The organism is Saccharopolyspora phatthalungensis (assembly GCF_014203395.1).
Lineage (GTDB): Bacteria > Actinomycetota > Actinomycetes > Mycobacteriales > Pseudonocardiaceae > Saccharopolyspora > Saccharopolyspora phatthalungensis.
In genome coordinates, this window is the sequence record NZ_JACHIW010000001.1 from 1,647,036 (window position 1) to 1,669,375 (window position 22,340).

The 22,340-nt window shown below is 69.6% G+C and carries 19 protein-coding genes; 1 reads left to right on the forward strand and 18 read right to left on the reverse strand.

The features are described 5' to 3' along the window. Positions 1–223: 223 nt before the first annotated feature. The 9 genes from BJ970_RS07290 to BJ970_RS07330 all read right to left on the reverse strand — a co-directional run bounded on the left by BJ970_RS07290 (position 224) and on the right by BJ970_RS07330 (position 8,668). On the reverse strand, positions 224–577 hold the full coding sequence (locus BJ970_RS07290; protein WP_184725296.1) for a histone-like nucleoid-structuring protein Lsr2: 354 nt from the start codon (positions 575–577) through the stop codon (positions 224–226). Positions 578–762: 185 nt separating this feature from the next. Beyond that, positions 763–2,217: a lysine--tRNA ligase gene (lysS, locus tag BJ970_RS07295; protein WP_221467620.1), complete on the reverse strand. Its 1,455-nt coding sequence runs from the start codon at positions 2,215–2,217 to the stop codon at positions 763–765. Between the two features lie 160 nt (positions 2,218–2,377). Beyond that, positions 2,378–3,181 carry a type III pantothenate kinase gene (locus tag BJ970_RS07300; RefSeq protein ID WP_184725298.1) on the reverse strand — a complete coding sequence of 268 codons (804 nt, stop codon included), beginning with the start codon at positions 3,179–3,181 and terminating at the stop codon, positions 2,378–2,380. Between the two features lie 117 nt (positions 3,182–3,298). Then, positions 3,299–3,775, reverse strand: coding sequence for an aspartate 1-decarboxylase (gene panD / locus BJ970_RS07305; protein WP_184725300.1), 477 nt, complete (start codon positions 3,773–3,775; stop codon positions 3,299–3,301). A 91-nt stretch (positions 3,776–3,866) separates the two neighbouring features. Then, positions 3,867–4,793 (reverse strand): pantoate--beta-alanine ligase, encoded by a 927-nt coding sequence (gene panC / locus BJ970_RS07310; RefSeq protein WP_376775003.1) that lies wholly within the window; start codon positions 4,791–4,793, stop codon positions 3,867–3,869. After that, complete coding sequence (locus BJ970_RS07315; protein ID WP_184728940.1) at positions 4,790–5,689, reverse strand: Rossmann-like and DUF2520 domain-containing protein; 900 nt, start codon at positions 5,687–5,689, stop codon at positions 4,790–4,792. The genes panC and BJ970_RS07315 overlap by 4 nt, the downstream gene beginning before the upstream one ends. A gap of 180 nt (positions 5,690–5,869) precedes the next feature. Next, entirely contained in the window at positions 5,870–7,129 is a 1,260-nt protein-coding gene (locus BJ970_RS07320) for a PrsW family intramembrane metalloprotease (protein ID WP_184725305.1), read from the reverse strand. Between the two features lie 50 nt (positions 7,130–7,179). Beyond that, positions 7,180–8,055 carry a DUF6779 domain-containing protein gene (locus BJ970_RS07325; RefSeq protein ID WP_221467069.1) on the reverse strand — a complete coding sequence of 292 codons (876 nt, stop codon included), beginning with the start codon at positions 8,053–8,055 and terminating at the stop codon, positions 7,180–7,182. Between the two features lie 148 nt (positions 8,056–8,203). After that, positions 8,204–8,668: a DUF3180 domain-containing protein gene (locus BJ970_RS07330; protein WP_184728941.1), complete on the reverse strand. Its 465-nt coding sequence runs from the start codon at positions 8,666–8,668 to the stop codon at positions 8,204–8,206. 115 nt (positions 8,669–8,783) lie between these two features. On the opposite strand from BJ970_RS07330, the gene BJ970_RS07335 reads away from it, so the two are divergent. Beyond that, positions 8,784–9,731 (forward strand): MerR family transcriptional regulator, encoded by a 948-nt coding sequence (locus tag BJ970_RS07335; RefSeq protein ID WP_184728942.1) that lies wholly within the window; start codon positions 8,784–8,786, stop codon positions 9,729–9,731. A 236-nt stretch (positions 9,732–9,967) separates the two neighbouring features. On the opposite strand, the gene folK is transcribed toward BJ970_RS07335, so the two are convergent. The 9 genes from folK to dacB form a co-directional block, all read right to left on the reverse strand. Further along, the gene (gene folK / locus BJ970_RS07340; protein ID WP_184725309.1) at positions 9,968–10,462 is read right to left on the reverse strand and encodes a 2-amino-4-hydroxy-6-hydroxymethyldihydropteridine diphosphokinase; all 495 of its coding nucleotides are present in this window, start codon (positions 10,460–10,462) and stop codon (positions 9,968–9,970) included. Positions 10,463–10,568: 106 nt separating this feature from the next. Next, positions 10,569–10,958: a dihydroneopterin aldolase gene (folB, locus tag BJ970_RS07345; RefSeq protein WP_184725311.1), complete on the reverse strand. Its 390-nt coding sequence runs from the start codon at positions 10,956–10,958 to the stop codon at positions 10,569–10,571. Further along, the gene (folP, locus tag BJ970_RS07350) at positions 10,951–11,802 is read right to left on the reverse strand and encodes a dihydropteroate synthase (protein ID WP_184725313.1); all 852 of its coding nucleotides are present in this window, start codon (positions 11,800–11,802) and stop codon (positions 10,951–10,953) included. Before folP ends, folB begins: the two co-directional genes overlap by 8 nt. Further along, on the reverse strand, positions 11,799–12,413 hold the full coding sequence (gene folE, locus BJ970_RS07355) for a GTP cyclohydrolase I FolE (RefSeq protein WP_312864435.1): 615 nt from the start codon (positions 12,411–12,413) through the stop codon (positions 11,799–11,801). Before folE ends, folP begins: the two co-directional genes overlap by 4 nt. A 78-nt stretch (positions 12,414–12,491) precedes the next feature. Continuing rightward, positions 12,492–14,879: an ATP-dependent zinc metalloprotease FtsH gene (ftsH, locus tag BJ970_RS07360; RefSeq protein ID WP_184725317.1), complete on the reverse strand. Its 2,388-nt coding sequence runs from the start codon at positions 14,877–14,879 to the stop codon at positions 12,492–12,494. 220 nt (positions 14,880–15,099) lie between these two features. Beyond that, complete coding sequence (gene hpt, locus BJ970_RS07365; protein ID WP_184725319.1) at positions 15,100–15,654, reverse strand: hypoxanthine phosphoribosyltransferase; 555 nt, start codon at positions 15,652–15,654, stop codon at positions 15,100–15,102. 45 nt (positions 15,655–15,699) lie between these two features. Continuing rightward, positions 15,700–16,686, reverse strand: coding sequence for a tRNA lysidine(34) synthetase TilS (tilS, locus tag BJ970_RS07370; protein ID WP_184725322.1), 987 nt, complete (start codon positions 16,684–16,686; stop codon positions 15,700–15,702). 94 nt (positions 16,687–16,780) lie between these two features. Next, positions 16,781–17,905, reverse strand: a complete 1,125-nt coding sequence (locus BJ970_RS07375) for an Rv3626c family coenzyme F420 biosynthesis-associated protein (protein ID WP_184725324.1) — start codon at positions 17,903–17,905, stop codon at positions 16,781–16,783. 168 nt (positions 17,906–18,073) lie between these two features. Next, the gene (dacB, locus tag BJ970_RS39395) at positions 18,074–22,276 is read right to left on the reverse strand and encodes a D-alanyl-D-alanine carboxypeptidase/D-alanyl-D-alanine endopeptidase (RefSeq protein WP_184725326.1); all 4,203 of its coding nucleotides are present in this window, start codon (positions 22,274–22,276) and stop codon (positions 18,074–18,076) included. Between the last annotated feature and the right edge of the window lie 64 nt (positions 22,277–22,340).

Below are 22,340 nucleotides of genomic sequence, written 5' to 3' on the forward strand. Positions count from 1 at the left end.
AACAGGGCGGGCCGGAATGTCCGTTGTCACATGCCGACGACCAGCGCCGGCCCCGGCCCGGGACAGAGCGGAAAAAAGGGGCAACGCGATGCCCAATCGGACAACATCTCGGGTCGATCAATCGCCCTTTTCGGCCCGCTAAGCGGTAAATAGAGTTATCCGAACGCGTCAAGGGGCGTTTGCGGGCAGGTGAGCCTCGCAAACGCCCCTCGGGTTGACGACTTCAGTTCGCCTGGTGGTACTGCTCGACGATGTCGGCGGGGATACGGCCCCGGTCCGACACCTTCAGGCCGCGCTTGCGAGCCCATTCCCGAATGGCCTGGTTCTGCTCGCGATCGGCGCTCGTGGAACCGCCGCCGGAACGCGCCGCGGCCCCCGGCCGGGGACCCGGCTTCTTGCGACCGCCGGCCCGACGCGCGCTGGAGACGTAGTTCGCCAGTGCATCCCGCAACTCGCCGGCATTGTCCGCGGAAAGGTCGATCTGGTAGGAGACGCCGTCCAATCCGAACTCAACGGTTTCGTCCGCCTGTCCGCCGTCCAGATCGTCGACAAGGGTGACAGTGACCTTCTGCGCCATCTTCGAAGTCCTCCCCGGAGCAAGAATTGTGCAATAGCGGGACAGCAGCCATCCGCCAGGAGCGGAACTCCCTTGCGAGTAAGCCAATAGCCGTCACCGAGACATTCTGAGCTCAGGTTAGCGCAGTAACTGCGATAATGCACTCACCCAGGCCGGAAAATTCACTGGCTCTCGCCCTGATCGGGTCATTCCGGGCGGACCAGCGGGAACAGGATCGTCTCCCGGATACCGAGACCGGTCAACGCCATCAACAACCGGTCGATCCCCATTCCGACCCCGCCGCTGGGTGGCATTCCGTACTCGAGGGCGCGGAGAAAGTCCTCGTCGATCGGCATCGCCTCATCGTCACCGGCCGCCGCGAGTGCGGCCTGTTCCTCCAGGCGAGCGCGTTCCACGACCGGGTCGACGAGTTCGGAGTATCCGGTGGCGAGCTCGAACCCGCGAACGTACAGATCCCATTTTTCCGCCAACCCCGGCTCGGTTCGGTGCTGCCGGGTCAGCGGCGAGGTCTCCACCGGGAAGTCGCGAACGAAGGTCGGCGCGGTCAAATGATCGCCGACCAGGTGCTCCCACAGCTCCTCGACTAGCTTTCCGTGACCATGCGTGGGATCGGTCTGCAAACCGTAGGAGTCCGCGTGCTTACGCAGCGTCTCCACCGTTGTTTGCGGCGTGATCTCCGATTCCAGCGCTTCCGACAGCGAGTCGTACATCCTGATCGATGCCCACTCGCCGGACAAGTCGTACTCTGTTCCGTCGAACCAGGTGACCACCGGTGAACCGGAGACCGCGACGGCCGCCTCCTGGATCACCGATCGGGTCAGCTCAGCCATGTCGTTGTAATCGGCATAGGCTTGGTAAAACTCCAACATCGCGAACTCCGGCGAGTGGGAAGAATCACTGCCCTCGTTGCGGAAGTTCCGGTTGATCTCGAAAACCTTCTCGATCCCGCCGACCACGCATCGCTTGAGATACAACTCCGGTGCGATCCGCAGGAACAGGTCGATGTCGAAGGCGTTGGAATGCGTCGTGAACGGACGCGCAGCGGCACCGCCTTGCAACGTCTGCAGCATCGGGGTTTCCACCTCGATGAAACCGCGCCGGTCGAAAGAATCGCGCAGCGATCGTTGCACCGCGGCGCGAGTGCGGACCGTATCGGCGGCCTGCTTTCGCACGATCAGGTCAACATAGCGCTGCCGGACGCGCGTTTCCTCGCCGAGCTCCTTGTGCATGACCGGCAGCGGGCGCAGCGTTTTGGCCGCCATCCGCCATTCTTCGGCCATCACGGACAGCTCACCGCGCCGGGAGGTGATCACCTCGCCGAGCACGAACACATGGTCACCGAGATCGACGTCGCTCTTCCAGGCCGCCAGGGCATCCTCGCCGATCTGCTTGAGGCTGAGCATCGCCTGCAGCTCGGTGCCGTCACCGGAGCGCAGCGTGGCGAAGCAGAGCTTTCCGGTATTGCGCACGAACATCACCCGCCCCGCTACGCCGACGCGTTCGCCGGTGGCGGTGTCCGGGGCCAAGTCCTGGTGGGCGGCGCGTACCTGGGCGAGGCTATGCGTGATCGGCAGTTTCACCGGGTAGGGATCGACTCCGGCGGCGAGCAGGCGCTCCCGCTTCTCCCGCCGGATCCGCATCTGTTCCGGCAGGTCGTCGACGCCGTCAGCGCTGGTTGCCGGGGGGGTGGGACGGTCCTGGTCAGTCACGGCCACCAAGGGTACGTTTCGCGCTCCCGCCCTCCGCGACCAGGCGTCCTTTCCGAAAGCTGGCCCTGCGGGCGCCCTTGACCTCGATGAATCAGCCGAAGTTGCGGTCGTAGACCAGGCGGAGGCCAAGGAGGGTGAGGTCCGGGACATGGTGGGTGATCGTCGTGGACTCAGCGACGACGAGCGGGGCCAGGCCGCCGGTGGCCAGGACCGTGGTGGGGCCGCCGTGAGTGGATTCGAGCTCGGCGACGATCCGGCGGACCAGACCGTCGACCTGGCCTGCGAAGCCGAAGAGGATGCCGGACTGCAGGCACTCCACGGTGTTCTTGCCGATCACCGACCGCGGCCGGACCAGCTCGACCTTGCGCAGCTGCGCGGCGCGCGCGGCCAGCGCGTCCAACGAGATCTCGATGCCGGGGGCGAACGCGCCGCCCAGGAACTCGCCCTTGGCCGAGATGACGTCGATGTTCGTGGACGTGCCGAAGTCGACCACGATGCAGTTCGTCGCGTGTAGGTGGTGCGCCGCCAGGGTGTTGATCACGCGGTCGGCGCCGACCTCCTTCGGGTTGTCGACGAGGAGCGGAACACCGGTACGCACTCCGGGCTCGACCACCACACACGGCACGTCGCTCCAGTAGCGGCTCAGCATGACGCGAAGCTCGCGCAGCAGAGCAGGCACTGTGGACAGCGCGGCGATGCCGGTGATCTCGTCCGCGTGCTCGCCGAGCAGCCCGCGCATGGTCAGGGCCATCTCGTCGGCGGTCATCCGCGGCTCGGTCCGCATCCGCCAATCCCGAATCAGCGTCGTGGCGACGTCGGCTTCTGCCACCTCCGGGCGGTCGGCGTAGAGACCGAGCACGATGTTGGTGTTTCCGACGTCGATGGCCAGCAGCACCGTCGTTCATCCCTTCGGGTTTCGCCAGGTCACGGCTCGTGGGCAATCTTTCCGGTGCTTACCCGTCGATGCTGCCGCGCGCCGGCGCCTCTGGGTGGGCCACCAACGACAGCGGCTTCAGTGCTCCGGCTGCTGCAGCAGGGCGTCGAGCTTGGCGGCATCGTCCGTCTCGGCCGTCGGGTCGGCGATCACGGCACCGCTGCGGAGCCCAGAACCCTCCGGCGCGCTGCCCGGATCCCCGCCCTGCTCCACGATCCGGTTGTCCGCGTCAACGAAGATCACCTTCGGCCGTACCGAACGCGCCTCCATCTCGTCCATCACGCCGTAGGACAACAGGATCACGATGTCACCGGGCTCGATCAGGTGCGCGGCAGCACCGTTGATGCCGATCACCCCGGAGCCGCGCTCGCCGGTGATGACATAGGTTTCCAGCCGCGCGCCGTTGGTGACGTCGACGATGGCGACCTGCTCGCCTTCCAGCAGGTCCGCGGCGTCCATCAGGTCGGCGTCCACGGTGACCGAACCGACGTAGTGCAGATCGGCCTGGGTCACCGTGGCACGGTGGATCTTGGATTTCAGCATGGTGCGGAACATCGCAGACCTCCTACTGCTGATACCGCGGTTTGCCGACGTATCTTGCGCGACGCCCGAGCGGTATCGACGGGCACCCGCGACTTCCGCGGGATCACGCCGGCTCGGTCACGCCGGGGCTGCCCAGCAGCACCAGCGCGTTGTCGATCAACCTGGTCGATCCGACCCTGGCCGCCACCAGCAGCCGCGCCTGGCCCTCGGCCGGGGCCGGGCCCAGTTCGGTGTCGCGCAACTCCAGGTAGTCGACCTGCACTGACGGCTCGGTCGCCAGCACCGCACCGGCGGCCTTGAGTACCTCGTCGGCACCGGCCGTTCCGGCGTGCGCCCCGGCGGTCAGCGACGCCGAGATCACCAGCGCCGCCTCTCGTTGCTCGGCGGTGAGGTACGCGTTGCGGGAGGACAGCGCCAGGCCGTCGGCTTCCCGCACGGTCGGGATGCCCTGGATCCGGGCGTCCAGGTTCAGCTCCCGCACCATCCGCCGGATCAGGACGAGCTGCTGATAGTCCTTCTCACCGAAGAACGCCAGGTCCGGCCGCACGATGTTGAGCAGCTTCAACACCACCGTGAGCATGCCGTCGAAGTGCCCGTGCCGGGAGACACCCTCCAACTGCTCGCCCAACGGTCCGGAGTGGACGGTGATCTGCGGGTCGGTGCCGTACATCGTCTCGACCGAGGGGGCGAAGACCAGCTCGACCCCGGCTTCCCGGCACGCCCGCAGGTCCGCCTCGAAGGTCCTTGGGTAGCGGTCGAAGTCCTCGTTGGGCGCGAACTGCAACGGGTTTACGAAGATCGACACGACGGTGATGCTGTTGATGTCCTGCCGAGCCCGGCGGATCAGCTCCAGGTGGCCGCGGTGCAGCGCGCCCATAGTCGGCACCAGGTGGATCCTGCGGCCGTTCGCCTGTAGGGCGCGGGTGACCTTGGCCAGCTCACCGGGGTCGCGGTGCACGGTCAGCTCGCCGCGCGCGAAACCTGGGCTTCCGGGTGCGCTCATGACGACTCCAGTGTCTGCACGGCTCATGACGACTCCTCGTCCAGTGCCTCTCGGACCGCCTCGGCCCCGTCCGAACGCAGGATGCCGGTGCCCTCGGCGCGCTCCGCGGTCCGCTTCGCCAACTCGCGGTAGCTGGGCACCGCATCCGGGCTCGCCGCGCGCAGCACGGCTAGGTGCGCGCGGACCGTGCCGGCGTCGCCGCGCATCACCGGGCCGGTGATCGCGCGGTCGCCGAGGCGCAGCGCGTTGTCCAGCGAGGCCGACAGGATCGGCGCCATGACGCGGTCCGCGACGTCGATGCCCGCTCCGCGAAGCAGGTCGGCGCACTCGTTGACCAGCGTGATCAGGTGGTTGGCGCCGTGCGTGAGGGCGGCATGGTAGAGGCGGCGGGACTCTTCCGGCACCCGCACCGGTTCCATCCCGAGCTCCAGCGTCAGCGCCTCCGCGACGTGCCAGCCCGATTCGTCCACAGTGGATGCGGTGACGGCCATACAGGCGGTGGCGAGCCGTTCGACGTCCTCCGCGCGGCCGGTGAAGGTCATGGCCGGGTGCAGCGCCAAGGTGAGCACGCCGACCTCGGCGGCCGGGGCGAGGACTGCCACGCCGTGCGCGCCGCAGGTGTGCACCAGGATCTGCCCGGGGCGCAGCGATTCGGTGGCGACCAGGCCGCGGACCAGCCCGCCGATCGCGTCGTCCGGCACCGCCAGCAGCACCAGGTCGGCCTGCAGGGCGACCTCGTCCGGCGGGAGCACGGCGACCCCGGGGAGCAGTTCGTCGGCTCGGCGCAGCGACGCCTCGGACACCGCGGAGACCGCGACGACCTGGTGGCCCGCGCGCTGCAACGCCGCACCCAGCACGGCACCGACCCGGCCGGCCGAAATGACTCCGACTCGCAGCCTGGGGCCCATGCGACCAGCAGACATCGCCACGTCGTCCTCCCTACCGTTCCAGTCCCAACCACCGGGTACCAGACAGCAGCGCGAGACTAGCCCGCCGATCCCACCGCTGTGCGCCTCAGGTGGCGAGAACCACGCGATCCGGGTTCCGAGCGTGGCCGATTTCCATGGAAATCGGTGCGCTGAATTCCATCGAAATCGCCGGCGTCATCGGATCGGGGGCCTGGGGTTAGGCGGGCGTTTGATGTTGTGCCGGGTGAGTTCGGTGAGCTTGATGCGGGCCGTCTGGATCGCCTGGTGGGTACCCGCCGCCGACCGCCGCGCCTGCTTGAGCTCCTCGATCAGCTTCTCGCGGCGAGCCCGGCGCGCGGCGCTGGTGGTCTGGCCCTGGTCGGCGCGGTGCTGTAGGAACGCGAGCTCGGTGACTGCGATCTGGTAGTCCCGCACCGCTTTCGCCGCCTCGTGCCCGGCGCTGCGCCGCACCTTGCGCAGCCAGCCGCGGCGGCCCGCGAGCGTCGCGAGCATCTCCATCTCACTGCGCACGATCAGCCCAGCCCGCTCCAGCACCGGCAGCTGCTGGATGACGATCCGCTGCTCCCGTTTGCGCTGCCACCACACCAGCCAGAAGGTGCCGAGGAAAATCGGCACCATAATCAGGAAGTAGATGTTCAGGAACTCCGCGCCACCGAGCAGCGTGGCCGCGTTCCACACCGCGTGCAGCACCACTGCGGCCAGGTAGCCGAGCAACGAATACAGCAGCCGCAACCTCTTGCTGTCGGTGCGCGAGGCCAACCCGATGCCGATGCCAAACATCGAGCTGAACAGCGGATGCGAGAACGGCGCGAGCACGCCACGCAGGATGAACACCGCCACCACGCCGCCACTGACGCCGCCAAGTCCACCAGCGTCGAATGCCTTGCCGAAGTACAGGATGTTCTCAATGAAGGCGAAACCCGCCGCCGTCAGCCCCGCGTAGACGATGCCGTCGACCAGCCCGTTGAACTCCGACCGGCGGCGGAACCACAACGCGACGACGAACAGCGCCTTCGCCGCCTCCTCCACCAGCGGTCCAATCACGACCGTGGCGAAGAACCGTTGATCCGACGCGCCGAACAGGAGGTTGCCGAGCCCGTTGATGGTGTCGTTGAGCATCAGCGAACACGCGGTCGCCCCGCCCGCGCCCCACAGGAAAGCGCCGAGCAGCAGCATCGGCGGCTCCGGCTCCCAGCGGTCGATCCAGACGATCGCGGCGAACACCACGCCCACCGGCAGCAGCGCGGCCGCCGCACCGACGAGCGAGGGCAACACGCCGACCTTCGACGAGGTGACGCCGAACATCGCCAAACCGCAGATTCCGAGCACGATCAGGCCGGCGATCGGCCAACCAACGGCGTGGTGTTTGCGGGTCTGGAGCTTGCGCGCGCCGGAAAGATCGGCGGGCCGGCTCCCAAGATCAGGACTCGACACGGACAAAACCCTAGAGAACGGCTTCAGACAGTGCCCAGATAGTCACCTTCTCAGGCGCGGCGGCGACGTCGGCGTCGCGTGTCGCTGGAATTCCCATAGGCCGCAAGCAGGTCATTTACCGAGGTCCCTTCGGCGTGGGCGCCCGCCGGGTCCGGCTCGGGCGGCGGGGCGGCCGGTTCGACGGTGGCCGCCCTGGGCGGTGCCGACGCCTCCGGGGCACGGTGCGGCGGCTCGGGCCGTTCGTAGTGCGCCTTCTCCGGCCGCCTGGCCTCGGCCAGGCGCGACGGGCGGGCCTGCGGCTTGGAGCGTTGGCGCGGCTTGGGCAGCCCCTCCGGCTGATCGCCGGCCAGCCTCGTGATCAGCTCGGAGTTGGGCTGCGCAGGGGCCAGCGGCGGTGGCCCGGCCGGCAGTTCGCGGCTCGGCGGCTGGATGAGCTGCGCTTCGGCCTTGCCGCGCTCGGGCAGCGAGCGAACCCGGGTGGATTCGGCGCGCAGCGCGACCCGCTCGAACAGCACGTCGCCGCCGACCACCTGCTCCAGGCTCTCCCGCAGTCGGCGCAGCTCCGCCTGCAGCGCCTTCAACTCGCCATCAGCCTCCTCGGCCGCCTGCCGCCGTGCTTCGGCTTCCGCCTCCAACTCGAACTCGCGCCGGGCCGCGATCTCCCGCTCCAGCTCCAGCTCGTAGACGAGCTGACGCTCCGCGGCCAGTTGCTCACCCTCTACGACTCGATTGCGCAACTTGGCGACCGCGAACGCGCCGATCAGCGCGGACCACAGCGCGGCGACCAGCCCGAGCCGCAGTAAGCGGGCGTCATTGCTGAGCACCATGACAGCCGTGGCGGCTGCGGCGAGCACCAGCGCGCCGACCCAAAGGGCGGTCGATCGCCCCTTGCGGGGTTCGGTCTTGGTACTGCCGCGATCGGACATGCCCACCACGGTACCGGGCGGTTATCAGTTCGAGATCTCAAGGGAAGCGACCCGGTGCCACTTTTAGTCGGCCTGGCGCAGCGCACCGGCGCCTGAACGGTCGAATTCGTCGTGAACGGGAACCGATCCGTTTTTCCGCGCCCACGGCTCACTCTTCCTCGTCGTAGGGCTCTTCCGGCTCGTCGGGATTGCGCAAGCAGTTCTCCAGCCAGAGTCCCGCGGCGATCAGCGCGCCGGCGCTGATCAGCCCGATCACCGCGGCGGCGGTATCCGGCCGGGCGGCCTCGACCGTGCCGAACAACGGCAGCAGGTAGGCGATCAGCCCCACCCACACCCCGGCCATGATCGCGCCGGCCATTGACGACGCCTTGGCCAGCGCGACCGCGCGCGCGGCGGTCAGCCCGTCGACCGGCTCGGTGCCGGGCCTGCGTTTGACCCGTGGCCGCATGTTCAACGCCAGCAGCACATCGACGAGCGCGATCAACAGCAGCGTCGCCCCGGCCAGCAGCGGCAACGGCGGCAACTCGCCGTAGAGGAGCCGGGTGAGCAGGTAGATCACAACCGCCGCCACCAACCCGCTCGCGATGAGCTCCCGCGGTTTGGTGAAGGTCATCTGCTCTACGCGTCGCGGTGCCACGGTTCCAGGATCCCACCTCACCCCGCCGGCATCAGCCGCGGGCGAAAATCGTCTTGAGTCTCCCCCGACAGGAGGGTCGAAAGTGGATCGCGTGGACGACACCGTGCTGTACACGATCGGCGAGCTGGCCCGGCGCACCGGGCTGAGCGTGAAGACGATCCGGTTCTACTCCGACAGCGGCGTGGTGCCGCCCACCGACCGCACCGCGGCCGGCTACCGGCGCTACGACGTGACGGCCATCAGCCGTCTGGAGCTGGTGCGCACCCTGCGCGAGCTGGGCGCCGGGCTGGACGAGGTGCAGCGGGTGCTCGCCCGCGAGACCACGCTCTCGCAGCTGGCGAAAGCGCACCTGGAGCTGCTGGAGGAGCAGATGCGCGTGCTCCGGACCCGGCGGGCGGTGCTGCGGGCGGTCGTGAAGCTCAACCGTTCGACCGAGGAGGTAAGACTCATGCACAAGCTGGCGCAAATGCCCGATGAGGAACGCAACCGGCTGATCGATGAATTCTGGGACGAGGTCAGCGCGAACCTGAACATCACCCCGGGATTCACCGAATGGCTGCGCAAGGCCAAACCCAACCTGCCCGCCGACCCGACGACCGAGCAGTTGGAGGCCTGGATCGAGCTGGCGGAACTCGTGCGGGATCCGGACTTCCGGCGCGCGGTTCGGGCGCTCTACCAGGAACATTCGGACCGCCGAGACGCCGGTGAGTCGATGGCGGTGGCGGCGCCGGAGGACGCTCGGAAGTGGTGGGCGATCACCGACGAGGCGCGGATCTCGGCCGAGTCGGGAGTGTCCCCGGAGAGCACCGAGGCGCGGGCTCTCGTCGAGCGGGTGATGGTGCTGACGACGGAAGGGTGGGGCCAGCCCGATTCCGCCGAGTTCCGCCGCTCGCTGGCGGAGGACTACGAAAAGCGCACCGACGAGCGGATGTCGCGCTACTGGGAGCTGCTGGCGATCATCAACGACTGGCCGAAGCACCCGGTGACGACCGAGGCGAACCGGTGGCTGGCCGCGGCGCTCCGAGCGTCGGTCGGATAACGCTCGTGCGTGCGCAACCGGGCCAGAGCGGGTTGCGCACGCACGACCGGTCGGCGGTTAGTGCCTCGGCCAGGAATCTTGGCTGGGCTATAGATCACCTCGGTCGCACAACCCACCGCACTGTCCGAGACGCCCTGGGAGAACGTCGATTTCGCGCGAAAACGCCACACGCAAAGCACGCCGAGGCGACTGGGCTTCCAACCCTGGGGCCACCGATGTGACGCGCCTGAAAGTCCTCAGTGGAGGCTCAGGTCGGCACGGAGGTGGACGTCGGCGATCTCCTCGGGCGGCAGGGCTCTCAGGAGATCTGCGACGCTGCCGTGGCCGGGGAGTTCGGCCTGCGGGTCGATCGCCAGCCAGGGGATCAGCACGGTGGCGCGGCCGGGAGTGCCGGGGTGCGGCAGCAGCAGGTCCGGGTGTTCGCTGCGCACACCGTCCACAGTGACCACATCTACGTCCAGAGTCCTTGGCCCCCAACGTTGTTCGCGGCGGCGTTCGGCCTGCTGCTCCAGGGTTTGACCGCGACGCAACCAGCCCCACTCGTCGAGCTCTGGGGACTCCACGATGAGCACCGCGTTGAGGAAGTCCGGCTGGTCGGTGACGCCCCACGGCGCGGTCTCGTACACCGGGGACGCCGCGACCAGCACATCCGAGAGTCCTGCTACGGCCAGCCGCAGGTACGCCAACCGGTCCCCGAGATTCGACCCGAGTGAAAGCACCGCCCTGCTCATCGCACCCTCCAGAAGCGCCGTTCCTGCCGGCACGCTGCCGTGAGCGCTTCGGGACGCCGCCACGACCCAAAATACCCACGGCACCCGTCCGGGCCGCGCGCCGCGCTCACGCCGGGACGACGTTGCCGCGACCGCCACGGCGGGAGCGGCGGATGGTGACCGCCACGTCGCCGAAGGCCAGCGGGATCGGCGCGTTCGGCTTGTGGATGGTGACTTCCGCGGCGTACGCCCGCTCGTCGGTCATGATGTCGTCGGCGATCTCGCCCGCCACGGTCTCGATCAGGTCCCGCGACGGTCCGGCGACGATCGCCGCCGCCCGCTCGGCCAGCTCGCCGTAGTGCAGTGTCTTGTCCAGGTCATCGCTCGCGGCGGCCTCGCCCAGGTCGATCCACACCGTGATGTCGACGAAGAAGTCCTGCCCATCGCGCTTCTCGTGCTCGAAGACGCCGTGGTTGCCGCGCACCTGCAGGCCGGTCAACGTGATCCGGTCAGCCACCGAATTCCCCTCCGCTGCGCCACGCGGCGGTCACCGCGACCGCGTCCAACGACTGCCGCACGTCGTGCACCCGCACGCCCCACGCCCCGCGATCGGCCGCCAGCGCCGACACCACCGCGGTCGCCGTCTCCCGCCCGGCAGGCGGTCGCGGCTTACCCTCGGCGTCGGCCAGCAACCGGCCGAGGAACCGCTTGCGCGAGGCCCCGACCAGCACCGGGAAACCCAGGTCCACGAAGACGTCAAGCCGCTGCAGCAGCTGCCAGTCGTGCGCCCCGCTCTTGGCGAACCCGAGCCCCGGGTCCAGCACGATGGCGTCCTCGGCCACCCCGGCGGACAACGCCACGCCGACCTGCCGCAGCAGCTCCTCGCGCACCTCGGCCACGACGTCCTCGTACATCGCGAGGCTGTTCATGTCCTTGCTGTGGCCGCGCCAGTGCATCAGCACCCACGGGATCCCGGCATCCGCGGCGACGTGCACCATGTCCGGATCGGCGAGCCCGCCCGAGACATCGTTGATCATCATCGCACCGGCTTCGGCCGTCGCCGCCGCGACTTTGGCCCGGGTGGTGTCCACGCTCACCGGCACGCCCGCGGCGACCAGCTCCCGCACCACCGGCAGCACGCGCTCGATCTCGGTGGCGGGGTCGACGCGCTCCGAACCAGGCCGGGTCGACTCCCCGCCGACGTCGATGATGTCCGCGCCCAATCGGTGCATTTCGATGCCGTGTGCGACGGCCGCCGCCCGGTCCAGGTAGCGACCGCCGTCGGAGAACGAATCCGGGGTCACGTTGAGCACGCCCATCACGGAACAGCGCGGTGGATTCGGCAGCAGCGAATGCATCATCGGCCCCTGATCAGCGACAGCGCCTCGGAACGCGACGACGCCGAGCTGCGGAAGATACCACGCACCGCCGAAGTGGTAGTGGTCGATCCCGCCTTGCGGACGCCGCGCATTCCCATGCACAGGTGCTCGGCGTCGATCACCACGATCACCCCACGCGGTTCCAAGCGGCGCGCGAGTGCGTCGGCGACCTGCGAGGTCAACCGCTCCTGCACCTGCGGGCGCTTGGCGTAGAGGTCGACCAGCCTGGCCAGCTTCGACAGCCCGGTGACCCGACCCATTTCATTAGGAATATATCCAACGTGAGCGACTCCATGGAATGGCAAAAGGTGATGCTCACACTGCGAGTACACCGGGATGTCCCGGACCAGGACGAGTTCCTCGTGGGCCTCGTCGAAGGTCCGGTCCAGGACCTCGTCGGGGTTCGTGTAGAGCCCCGCGAACAGCTCGCGGTAGGCCCGAGCGACGCGGGCCGGGGTGTCCCGCAGCCCCTCCCGATCCGGATCCTCGCCTGCCGCGATCAGCAGTTCCCGGATCGCCGCTTCCGCGCGGGCCTGGTCGAACTGGGGAAAGTGGAAAGAGCCGTCGGGACGGGAGTCGCCTCCCGCCCCGATCGGCTCGTCGACCGTGCTGGTCAATTGTCGTTCCTCCACCGGCCGAGGCGCCCGAAGGCGCCGGGTGCACCGGAGTGTTCAGCGGCCGGAATTGCCGCTGCCGTTGTCCTGAGCCGAGTCCGAGCCCTGCTCAGGGTTGGACCGTGAGCCCTCCCCCGCCTTCGGCTCACCCTGCTCCGGCGTCGGGTGCTCGGCCGGGGCGTGCTGGCCGCGCTCCCAGGACGGCGTCCAGTTGTACTGCTGGCCGCCTCCGCCGGGGTAGCTCGAACCGGACGGCGTGGTCGCCGGTGTCCATCCGGGCGGCGCGCCGTAGTTCGGCGGCACCGCCTGCGGCACCTGGCCCGACTGCTGCTGACCGTGCTGGCCGGACTGCTGCTGCGGCTGGCCCTGGTTCGGGTTCTGGAACTGCACTGTGCCCTGGTGCGCGCCGGCCCCGGCCGGGGTCGGCTGCTCGTGGTGCGGGGACGCGCCGTTCTGGTTACCCGCGGCTCCCACCGGGGATGGCGCCGGCGTCGGCTCCTCCTTGACCGGCGGCCACGGCTCGCCACGCTCCTTGGCCAGCTCGCCCGGGGTCTTGATCGGCGGCTTGTCCGAGGGCGTGCGACCACCGAAGTCGTTGAACACGGTGATCCTGGGCCGCTTCTGCACGCGGGCGAAGATCCGCTCCAGGTCCTTGCGGTTCAGCGTCTCCTTGTCGATGAGCTCCAGCACGAGGTCGTCGAGCACGTCGCGGTAGGTGTTGAGCACCTCCCACGCCTCGGTGTGCGCGGCCTCGATCAGCCGGCGCACCTCCTCGTCGATCTCGTGGGCGACCTCAAGCGAGTAGTTCGGCTGCTGACCGGCGGTGCGACCGAGGAAGGGGTCGCCTTCCTCCTTGCCGTACTTCACCGCGCCCAGCCGGGCGGTCATGCCGTACTCGGTGACCATCGCGCGGGCGATCTTGGTGGCCTGCTCGATGTCGCTGGAGGCGCCAGTGGTCGGCTCGTGGAAGACGAGTTCCTCGGCTGAGCGGCCACCCAGCGCGAACACCAGCCGGGCGATCATCTCCGAACGGGTCATCATGTCCTTGTCGTCTTCCGGGACGACAAGGGCGTGCCCGCCGGTGCGACCGCGCGGCAGGATCGTCAGCTTGTACACCGGCTCCAGGTCGGGCATCGCCCAGGCGGCCAGCGCGTGCCCGCCCTCGTGGTAAGCGGTGATCTTCTTGTCCCGCTCCGAGATGATCTTGCTCTTGCGGCGCGGTCCGCCGATCACGCGGTCGACCGCTTCCTCCAGCGCGGCGGCGGTGATCAGCTGACCCCCCTCACGGGCGGTGAGCAGCGCGGCCTCGTTGACCACGTTCTCCAGGTCGGCGCCGGAGAACCCGACGGTGCGCTTGGCCAGGCTGTCCAGGTCGGCGTCCTGCCCCAGCGGCTTGCCCTTGGAGTGCACGTTCAGAATCGCGCGGCGGCCGCGCATGTCCGGCGCGGACACCGGAATCTGCCGGTCGAAGCGACCCGGGCGCAGCAGTGCCGGGTCCAGGATGTCCGGGCGGTTCGTCGCGGCGATCAGGATGATGCCGCCGCGCGAGTCGAAGCCGTCCATCTCGACCAGCAGTTGGTTGAGGGTCTGCTCCCGCTCGTCGTGCCCGCCGCCGAGGCCGGCGCCGCGCTGGCGGCCGACCGCGTCGATCTCGTCGACGAAGATGATGCACGGCGCGTTCTGCTTGGCCTGCTCGAACAGGTCGCGGACGCGGGAGGCGCCGACACCGACGAACATCTCGACGAAGTCGGAACCGGAGATCGAGTAGAACGGCACACCGGCCTCACCGGCGACGGCGCGCGCGAGCAGCGTCTTACCGGTACCGGGCGGGCCGTAGAGCAGCACGCCCTTCGGGATCTTGGCGCCGAGGGCCTGGTAGCGGCCGGGGTTTTGCAGGAAGTCCTTGATCTCGTGCAGTTCCTCGACGGCCTCGTCGGCGCCCGCGACGTCGGTGAACAACGTCTTGGGCATGTCCTTGGTGAGCTGCTTGGCCTTGGACTTGCCGAAGTTCAGGACGCGGTTCCCGCCGCCCTGAACGTTGTTCATCATCCACATCAGCAGCAGCACGAGCAGGCCGATCGGCACCAGGTAGAACAGCATCTGCACCCAGAACGAGTCCTGGGTGACCTTGGTGTTCCAGTTCGGCACGTGTGCGTTGCGGATGTCGGTGACCAACTGGTCGGTGGCACCCGCCGGGTACTGCGCGATCAGTTGTTCGCTGCCTTGGAAGCCTTGGCCGGGGTTGAGGGTCAGCCGAACCCGCTGCTCCTTGTCCTCGATGGTCGCTTCCTTGACCTTGCCCTGGGCGATCTGTTCCAGAGCCTGCGAGGTAGAGACTTCGCGGTAGGAGCGAGTCTCGTCAAAGAGCACGCTGAACGCGTAGATCAGCAGAAACGCTGTCAGGATCCACAGCAGCGGGTTGCGGAGCAGGCGCTTTCGGTCCATTCACTTGCGGCCGACGGGCGGCCTCGACCCTCCCTGACTGTCACTTCGGGCTACGGCTTGTCGGCAGACACAGTTAGTCCTCGCCGTCAACCCCTTCAGACCAGCGTACCGGCCGATGCGAGGGCACGACCATGCCGAGCTCGACGCAGGAGGTCCAGCGTACTCGGCGGCCCAGCCGCGATGGGACGGGAGGGCCGAACCGGACACTGCGGCCCAGCCGTCACACCCCGGACGTGTAGACCTTCGGGTCCAGCGTTCCGATGTAAGGCAGGTCACGGTAACGCTCGGCGTAGTCCAGCCCGTAGCCGACGACGAACTCGTTCGGGATGTCGAAGCCCACGTACTTCACCGGGACGTCCACCTGTACCGCGTCCGGCTTGCGCAGCAGCGTGCATACCTCCAACGACGCCGGGTTGCGCGAGCTCAGGTTCTTCAGCAGCCAGGACAGCGTCAGCCCGGAGTCGATGATGTCCTCGACGATCAGCACATGCCGGTTGGCGATGTCGCGGTCGAGGTCCTTGAGGATGCGCACCACGCCGGACGACGAGGTGGATGAGCCGTACGAGCTGACCGCCATGAACTCCAGTTGCGCCGGCTGAGGCAGCGCCCGCGCGAAGTCGGTCATGAACATCACCGCGCCCTTGAGCACGCCGACCAGCAACAGATCACCACCGGTCTGCCGGTAGTCCTCGTCGACCTGCTTGGCCAGCTCGGTGACCTTGTCGTTGATCTGCTGCTCGGTGATGAGCACAGCAGCAATGTCGCCGTCGTACACGGCCCGGCTTCCCCTCTTCCGAATCGACGGGACCGGTGGGCCTCGTCAGACATTCGGCGGCTTGCGACCCGCCGCTTCCACCAGAAGCGTGCCATGTGCCCGGCGCAGCACAAAGTCGCCTGGCAAGGCCGGTCCGCCTTGGCCGCGCCACTCGGCCACCAACGAATCCGCCGCCCGGAGGTGCTCGTCGGTGATCTCGGGGATGCCGCGCTCCAGCAGCCAAGAGCGCAACACCCGGCGCCGCAACGCGCCCGGAACTTCCTTCAGCGCCACGGCATCGAGTGCTCCGCGGACCTCGACGCGGCTCTGCACCTCGGCGGCCATGACGTCCAGCGCGTCGGCGTCCTCGCGCAGCTGCCGCGCGGTTCGAGCCAGCGCCTCCCGCACCCCGCCTTGCAGCACGTCTTCCAGCAGGGGCAGGACCTCTGTGCGCAACCGCACACGCGTGAAGCGGGAATCGGAGTTGTGCGGGTCCTGCCACGGCTCCAGACCGAGGGCCGCGCAGGCGGCCTCCGTCGTCGCCCGGCGGATGCCCAGGAACGGGCGCGCCCATGGCGGATCCACCGCCCGCATTCCCGAAATCGAGCGGGCGCCCGAACCGCGCCCGAGCCCGAGCAGCACGGTTTCGGCCTGATCATCGAGGGTGTGCCCGAGCAGCACGAGGGAGCCTGGCGGACGTTCGTCGCGCAGCGCCGTGTAGCGCGCGTGGCGGGCAGCGGCCTCCACCCCACCGCCGGTCCCGACCTCGACCTTGATCACCCGGGCGGAACACCCAAGCTCGCGGAGCTGCTCAGCCGCGCGAACGGCGACATCAGCGGAGCCAGCCTGAAGCCCGTGGTCCACGACCAGACCGTGCACCGCGATGCCCCCGTGGCGAGCGGCGTGCGAGGCGGCAGCGGCGAGCGCCAGCGAGTCCGCGCCGCCGGAGCACGCGACGACGAGCGGTTCGCCCCGGAAAGGCGCCGCGGCAGCGGAGCCGAGCAGACGCCGGACGGCGGTGCGGACGGCGCTGACGGCGGGGTCGGGCGGCACAGGGCCATTCTCCCGCCTCGGCCCGGCCGGATCCGCACGAGTGCTCCGTTCGGTGCGGGCCGGAGCCTTCCGCTCAGGAACGCCGGTAGCGCGGTCAGCCGTGGACTCGGCGGATCCAGGCTGCGGGATCGTTGATCTCGGCGCGGTTCGGCAGGTGCTCCGGCGACGACCAGACCGCGTTGAAGTCGGCCATTCCGACGGCGTTCACGACGTGCCGGGTGAACGCCCCGCCCTGCGCGTACTGGCGGATCTTCGCGTCGACCCCGAGCAGGCTGCGCAGGACGCGGTCGAGCAGCCCGCCGCCCTTGCGCCGCTCAGTGAACCGCTGCCGGATCGTGGCCACGCTCGGCACCACTTGCGGGCCCACCGCGTCCATCACGTGATCGGCGTGCCCCTCCAGCAGCGTGGAGATGGCGATGATCCGGTCCAGCGCGGCCCGCTGCGTCGGCGTTTGCAGGAGCTCGATCCACCCGAGCACGCCGGGGCTGGAGTCACTGCTGGATCGGACCGAGCGGGCCTCGCGCAACACGGCGGGCAACCGGCTCAGCAACTCGCCGGTGGTGCCTTCCATCTCGGCCAGCAACGTGCCAAGGCACGCCGTGAAGTGCTCGCGCAGCCACGGCACCGCGTTGAATTGCAGCCGGTGCGTCGACTCGTGCAGGCACACCCACATCCGGAAGTCGTCTGCGGGCACCCCGAGCGACTTCTGCGCCGCGACGACGTTCGGCGCCACCAGCAGCAACCGGCCGCGTTGCCCGGCGACCCCGGACTCACCGTACGGATCGAACTGGCCGAGCACCTTGCCGCCGAGGTAGGCGAGCACGACCCCGGCCTGTACCCCGGCACCACGTGCGCCCAGGCCGCCGAAGGCTTCGGCGCCCCGCAGCACCTGGGAGTCCGCTGTGGACAGCGCGGCGTCGGTGAGCTCGGCGAGACCATCGGCCGCACCGCGCACCCAGGCGGGCCGGTCGACGACATCACCCTCCGCGATCGGCAGCTCCTGGCCGAGGCCGGTCAGCTCGCGGACGTGGGTTTCGGCTTCGACGCTGAACTGCCGCAGCGAGCGCACCGCTTGCTCGGCCTCGGCCCGCGGCACCTCCGGCCCCGGCTTCATCAACCGGACGGCGGTAGCGACGGCGACGTTCCAGTCCAGCGCCCGATGCTCCCCGGCAACGCCCCGGTCCGGCGGCGGAGGCAGGGTGGAAGGTCGGGCGTTCACACGACCGACCGTACCCGCTCGCCACCCTCGCAGGTACCTCACTTTCGAGCGGTCGACGCCGACACCCTGCGCAGCCGCCGGAACATCCCGGCCCGGCAAGGGCCCGATCGGGTCGGTCGCTGCCGCCATGCGCCGGACCGCCGATTTCGCGCAACAGCGGCGCTGTGGCTATCGGCAGCCGCAGCCACGCAATGCGTCGGCGACCTTGTCCAGCGCCGGACGAGCCGCCGCCGAGCTGGTGCCGTTGGACATGAGCGCGAACACCAGCAGCCGCCCGTCCTCGGTGACCACCGTGCCGGCGAGGCTGTTGGCACCGTCCAGGGTGCCGGTCTTGGCCCGCACCCAGCCCTGGCCCGGGCTGCCGTGATAGCGCTCGGTCAGGCTGCCGCTGCCCGCGGCGATCGGCAGGCCAGGCAGCAGCGCCCGCAGCTTCGCGGACTGCGGCGGCAATCCGCCCTCTGGGTTCGCCGCGGCATTCGCCGACGCCAACAGCGAGCCGAGCAGGTTGGGCGTGACCTTGTCCTCTAGCGACAGCCCGCTGCCGTCGACCATCGCCGACCCGCCGAGGTCGAAGCCGTTGTTCCGCAGGACCTCGCGCACCGCCTTGACCGAACCGGCGAAGGACGGCTCGTTGCCGGTGGCGATGGCGACCTCACGGGCCAGCGCCTCGGCGAGCACGTTGTCCGAGTGCTGCAACACGGCCTCGGTCATTTCCTGCACAGTCGCCGACTGAACCTGCCCGAGCACCTGAGCGTTCGGCGGGGCCGTGCCCTGCGACACCGCTGCGACGCCCAGCCGCGCGGCCAACTCCTGCGCGACCTGCAGCGCCGGGACCGAGGAACGCGGACTGACGTCCTGGGTCGGGTCGGACCGCCCGCCGTCGAGCATCACCGGCTCCATCGGCGAGTAGAACCCGGCGGCCACGTCCTGTGGCAACCAGCCCGGGGCGCTGCGCGGCCCGGTGTACCGGCTGGTGTCGACCTGCACGGAAGTCACGTTCCCGCCGGTCGCGGCCTTGACCTGGGCCACCAGGTCGTCGAGCCGCGGTGCCCCGGGGTACACCGACTCCTTGCCCGCAGCCAGCTTGGACAGCGTCGGGTCGCCGCCACCCACCAGCACCACGCTGCCCGGCTGGCTGCCGCGCACCACCTTGGTGGTGAACCGGTGCTGGTGGTCGAGCGCGAGCAGCGCCGCGCTCATCGTCAGCAGCTTGCCGGTGGAGGCCGGGACGAGCGCTTGGCCGGGATTCTGCTGCCACAGCACCGAGCCGGTCTGGGCATCGAGCACGACCCCACCGAGCGTGCCCAGACCGGGGTCGGCGAGCGGGCCCGCCAGCGCGGAGCCGATGCCGGATTGCTGGGGCAGCGGCGCGCTCCGGCTGAGGGGTTTGAACGCCGGATCGAGCTGGACCGGCGCGGGCGGGTCCGCGATCTGCGCCTCCGTCAGGGCGTCGACCAGTGTCGGACCGAAGGCGACGCCTGCCCCGAGCAGCACGACCACGCTCACTGCGACCGCGATGAGCATCCGGCGACGTCGCCGCGGCTGCTCGGCCTCGGGCGGCTCGGCCTCCGGCGGGTCCGCGCTCATCGGCGGCTGCGGCGGTGGGGTGGTCGGCGGCTGGTTCGGGGGAATCCGCTGCGGCTGCGCCCGCGGTGCGGTCAGCCCGGCGAAATCCTCCGGCGACGCGGGTTTGGGGGCCGAAACACCGGCCAAGCCCGCCGGCGACACGGATTGCGGCCCGATGCGCTGCGGTTGAGCCCGCGGCGGAGCCAGGCCCGCGAATGCGTCCGGCGACGCGGCCGGGGCCGGTGGTGCTAGGCCCGCTGGGCCCTGCGGCGGCCCGCTTGACGGATTGGCGCGCGGCGCGGCCAGACCCGCGAAGTTCCCGCCGGATGCCGGGCGCGGCGGCGGCCCGTCGAAGTCCGGTCGGGCGAACTGTTGGGTCCGCTCGGCTGGCGCGACCGGCGGAACGGCCTTGAACTGCTGTGTCGCCGACCCCGAGTCCGGGGCGGCGCGCAGTCCTTCGAGGTCCTTGAGATCGATCCGGGCGGTCTTCTCCGCCTCGGTTTCCGCCGGAGCCTTCGCGATCCGCTGGGTCGGGTCACGCTGCCCGGCGACTGGCGCGAACTGCCCGGCGGCACCGATCTGCGGGATCTGCTGCGTCTGCTCGGTGTTGCTGGGCGCCGAATCGGCAGGGCCGCCACTCGGTGGCGGCGCGGCGATGATCGGCGTGAACCGCTGTGTCTGATCAGCACCGGTTGGCTGGGTCTGCTCGGCAGCGGTCGGTGGCTCGACGACTACGCGTTCCTGCTCGTCGGTCGGCCGGTCGTCCCGCTCGGGCTCTTTGCTGTCACTTCGCTCGGACGTCGGCTCGCCGCCGGTTGCCGCTGTCGTCCCGCCTACCTCTCGGGACTCGGCCTCCGTCGCAGCTGCGGTTCCAACTTCCGCGCCGCGCTCGGTGCCGACACTGATCTTCCCCTCAGCAGCGGCGTCGCGACCAGGCTCCGCGGCGGCGCTCGTTTCGCCCCCGGACTCGACGGTTGAACCGGAGTCGGCCTCGGAATGGGAGTCCCCCGCAGTCTCCGGGGCCGCACCGCCGATGTTTGCCGCACCCCCTGGCTCGGCCGCCGCACCGGTGGCGGGAACAGCGGAATCGGCCGCCGTGCCGGGCTCGGAGCCGACGCCCGTCGCGTCTCCGGATCCGGCATCCACAGCGGACTCTGGGCCAGTGGCGGAAGGTGCGGGTTCGGTTGCCGCTCCAGATTCGATGTCGGCCGCAACCACCGATCCGGGACCGGGCCCATCGCTTGCTGCGGCCTCTGCCTCCGCACCGGCCTCGGTGTCGACGGCCGTTCCAGATGCGGTGCTAGCGGCAAAAGTCGTCCCGGAATCCGCACCCGTTTCCGACTCGGACCCGGCCGCAGCGACCGTTCCCAAGCCAGTGGTCATTCCGGCGTCGGGCTCGGTGCTGGACGTTCCGGATCGGGCGTCGGTGCCGGTTTCGGCCTTCTCCCCAGCGGCGACTGCCCCCGACTCGGTGGCGCCGTCGGTTTCCCGCTCGGTGGCGCCGTCGGTTTCCCGCTCGGTGGCGCCGTCGGTTTCCCGCTCGGTGGCGCCGTCGGTTTCCCGCTCGGTGGCGCCGTCGGTTTCCCGCTCGGTGGCGCCGTCGGTTTCCCGCTCGGTGGCGCCGTCGGTTTCGGGGTCGGTCTCGCAGTCGGTTCCGAGGTCGGTGGTGTTGTCGGTTTCGGGCCCGGCGCCCGCGTCCGTCGCCGTCCCTGACTCGGGGGTCTCCGCGCTGCTGTCGCCGGTTCCCGGCGCAGCAGTTTCTTGCTCCGCATCAGCGGGCTCGGCTCCGGTCTTAGCTACCGTTTCGCTCTCGGCGCCGCTACCGGTCTCCGCTTTCGTTCCGGACTTCTCCGTGCTCGCGCCGGATTCGGCGTGTTCGCGGGGTGTGCTTTCGCCTTCGGTTCCCTTGATCGGTTCGGCGACGCCCTCGGCCCCATCCCCCGGCTCGTCGGCGACCTCGTCACCCGACTGACCATCGGCGTCACCCGACTGACCATCGGCGTCACCCGACTGACCATCGGCGGCAGTTTCATTGGACCGCTCGGCCGCATCGGAGACAGCTTCCGACGGCCCTTCGCCGAGCCTCCCGGCGACGCGCTTCGGCTCGCCATCGTCGGCATCGGCACTGCGCTGGGACTGCTCGTCGGCGGCAGCCGCCTGTCCCTGCGGTTTCGCCTGATACTCGGGCAGCGTCTCCGCATTACTCGCGCTGCTGGCCGATACTGCGGCTTGCGCGGCGTCGGCCTGTTCGCCGCCGTTGGATTCGGCCGGATCAGCCGTCGTCAACCGCGCGGCCTTCTCGACCTCGCCGCCTGTCGCGTTCGCCTCGGCATTGATCTGCGAGGACTTCTCGTCAGCGGCCGACTCGGAAGCCGTCAGCCGCGCAGTGTCCCGCACGCCGGCGGCGTCTTCCCCAGCGGCAGCCGAGGATCCAGCGTCAAGCTTGCCCCCGACTCTCTTCGTCGCGGTGACCGGGACCGCAGCGGCTGTGTCATTGGTCTCATCAGAATCGGCCTGTCCCACGGGCTTCTGTGCCGCGCCGGGTGTGCCCTGACTCGTCGCGCCGGGTTGCGGCGAGCCATCGGGCGCGGCAGCGACCGAGGTCGCGGCCTCGGAAGGCGGGTTGGGGCCGGTCTGGGGTTCGGTGTTCTCCGACGTCGCGGCGGCTTCGTCTGCCGAGGGCCAGTCCGGCGGCGAGCCGTCCGGGGACGACGCATCGGTTCGGGTCGGGCTCTCGCTATCCGGTGCTGACGCTCGGACGTCGGTCTCGGACACCTCACCCCCGTTGTTCTGGGGTTCGGGCACGTGCTCCTCCTCGACAGATCGCCAGCCTGCCAGATTGCGAGCTCCCGCACTGCGGTGGGGCCCG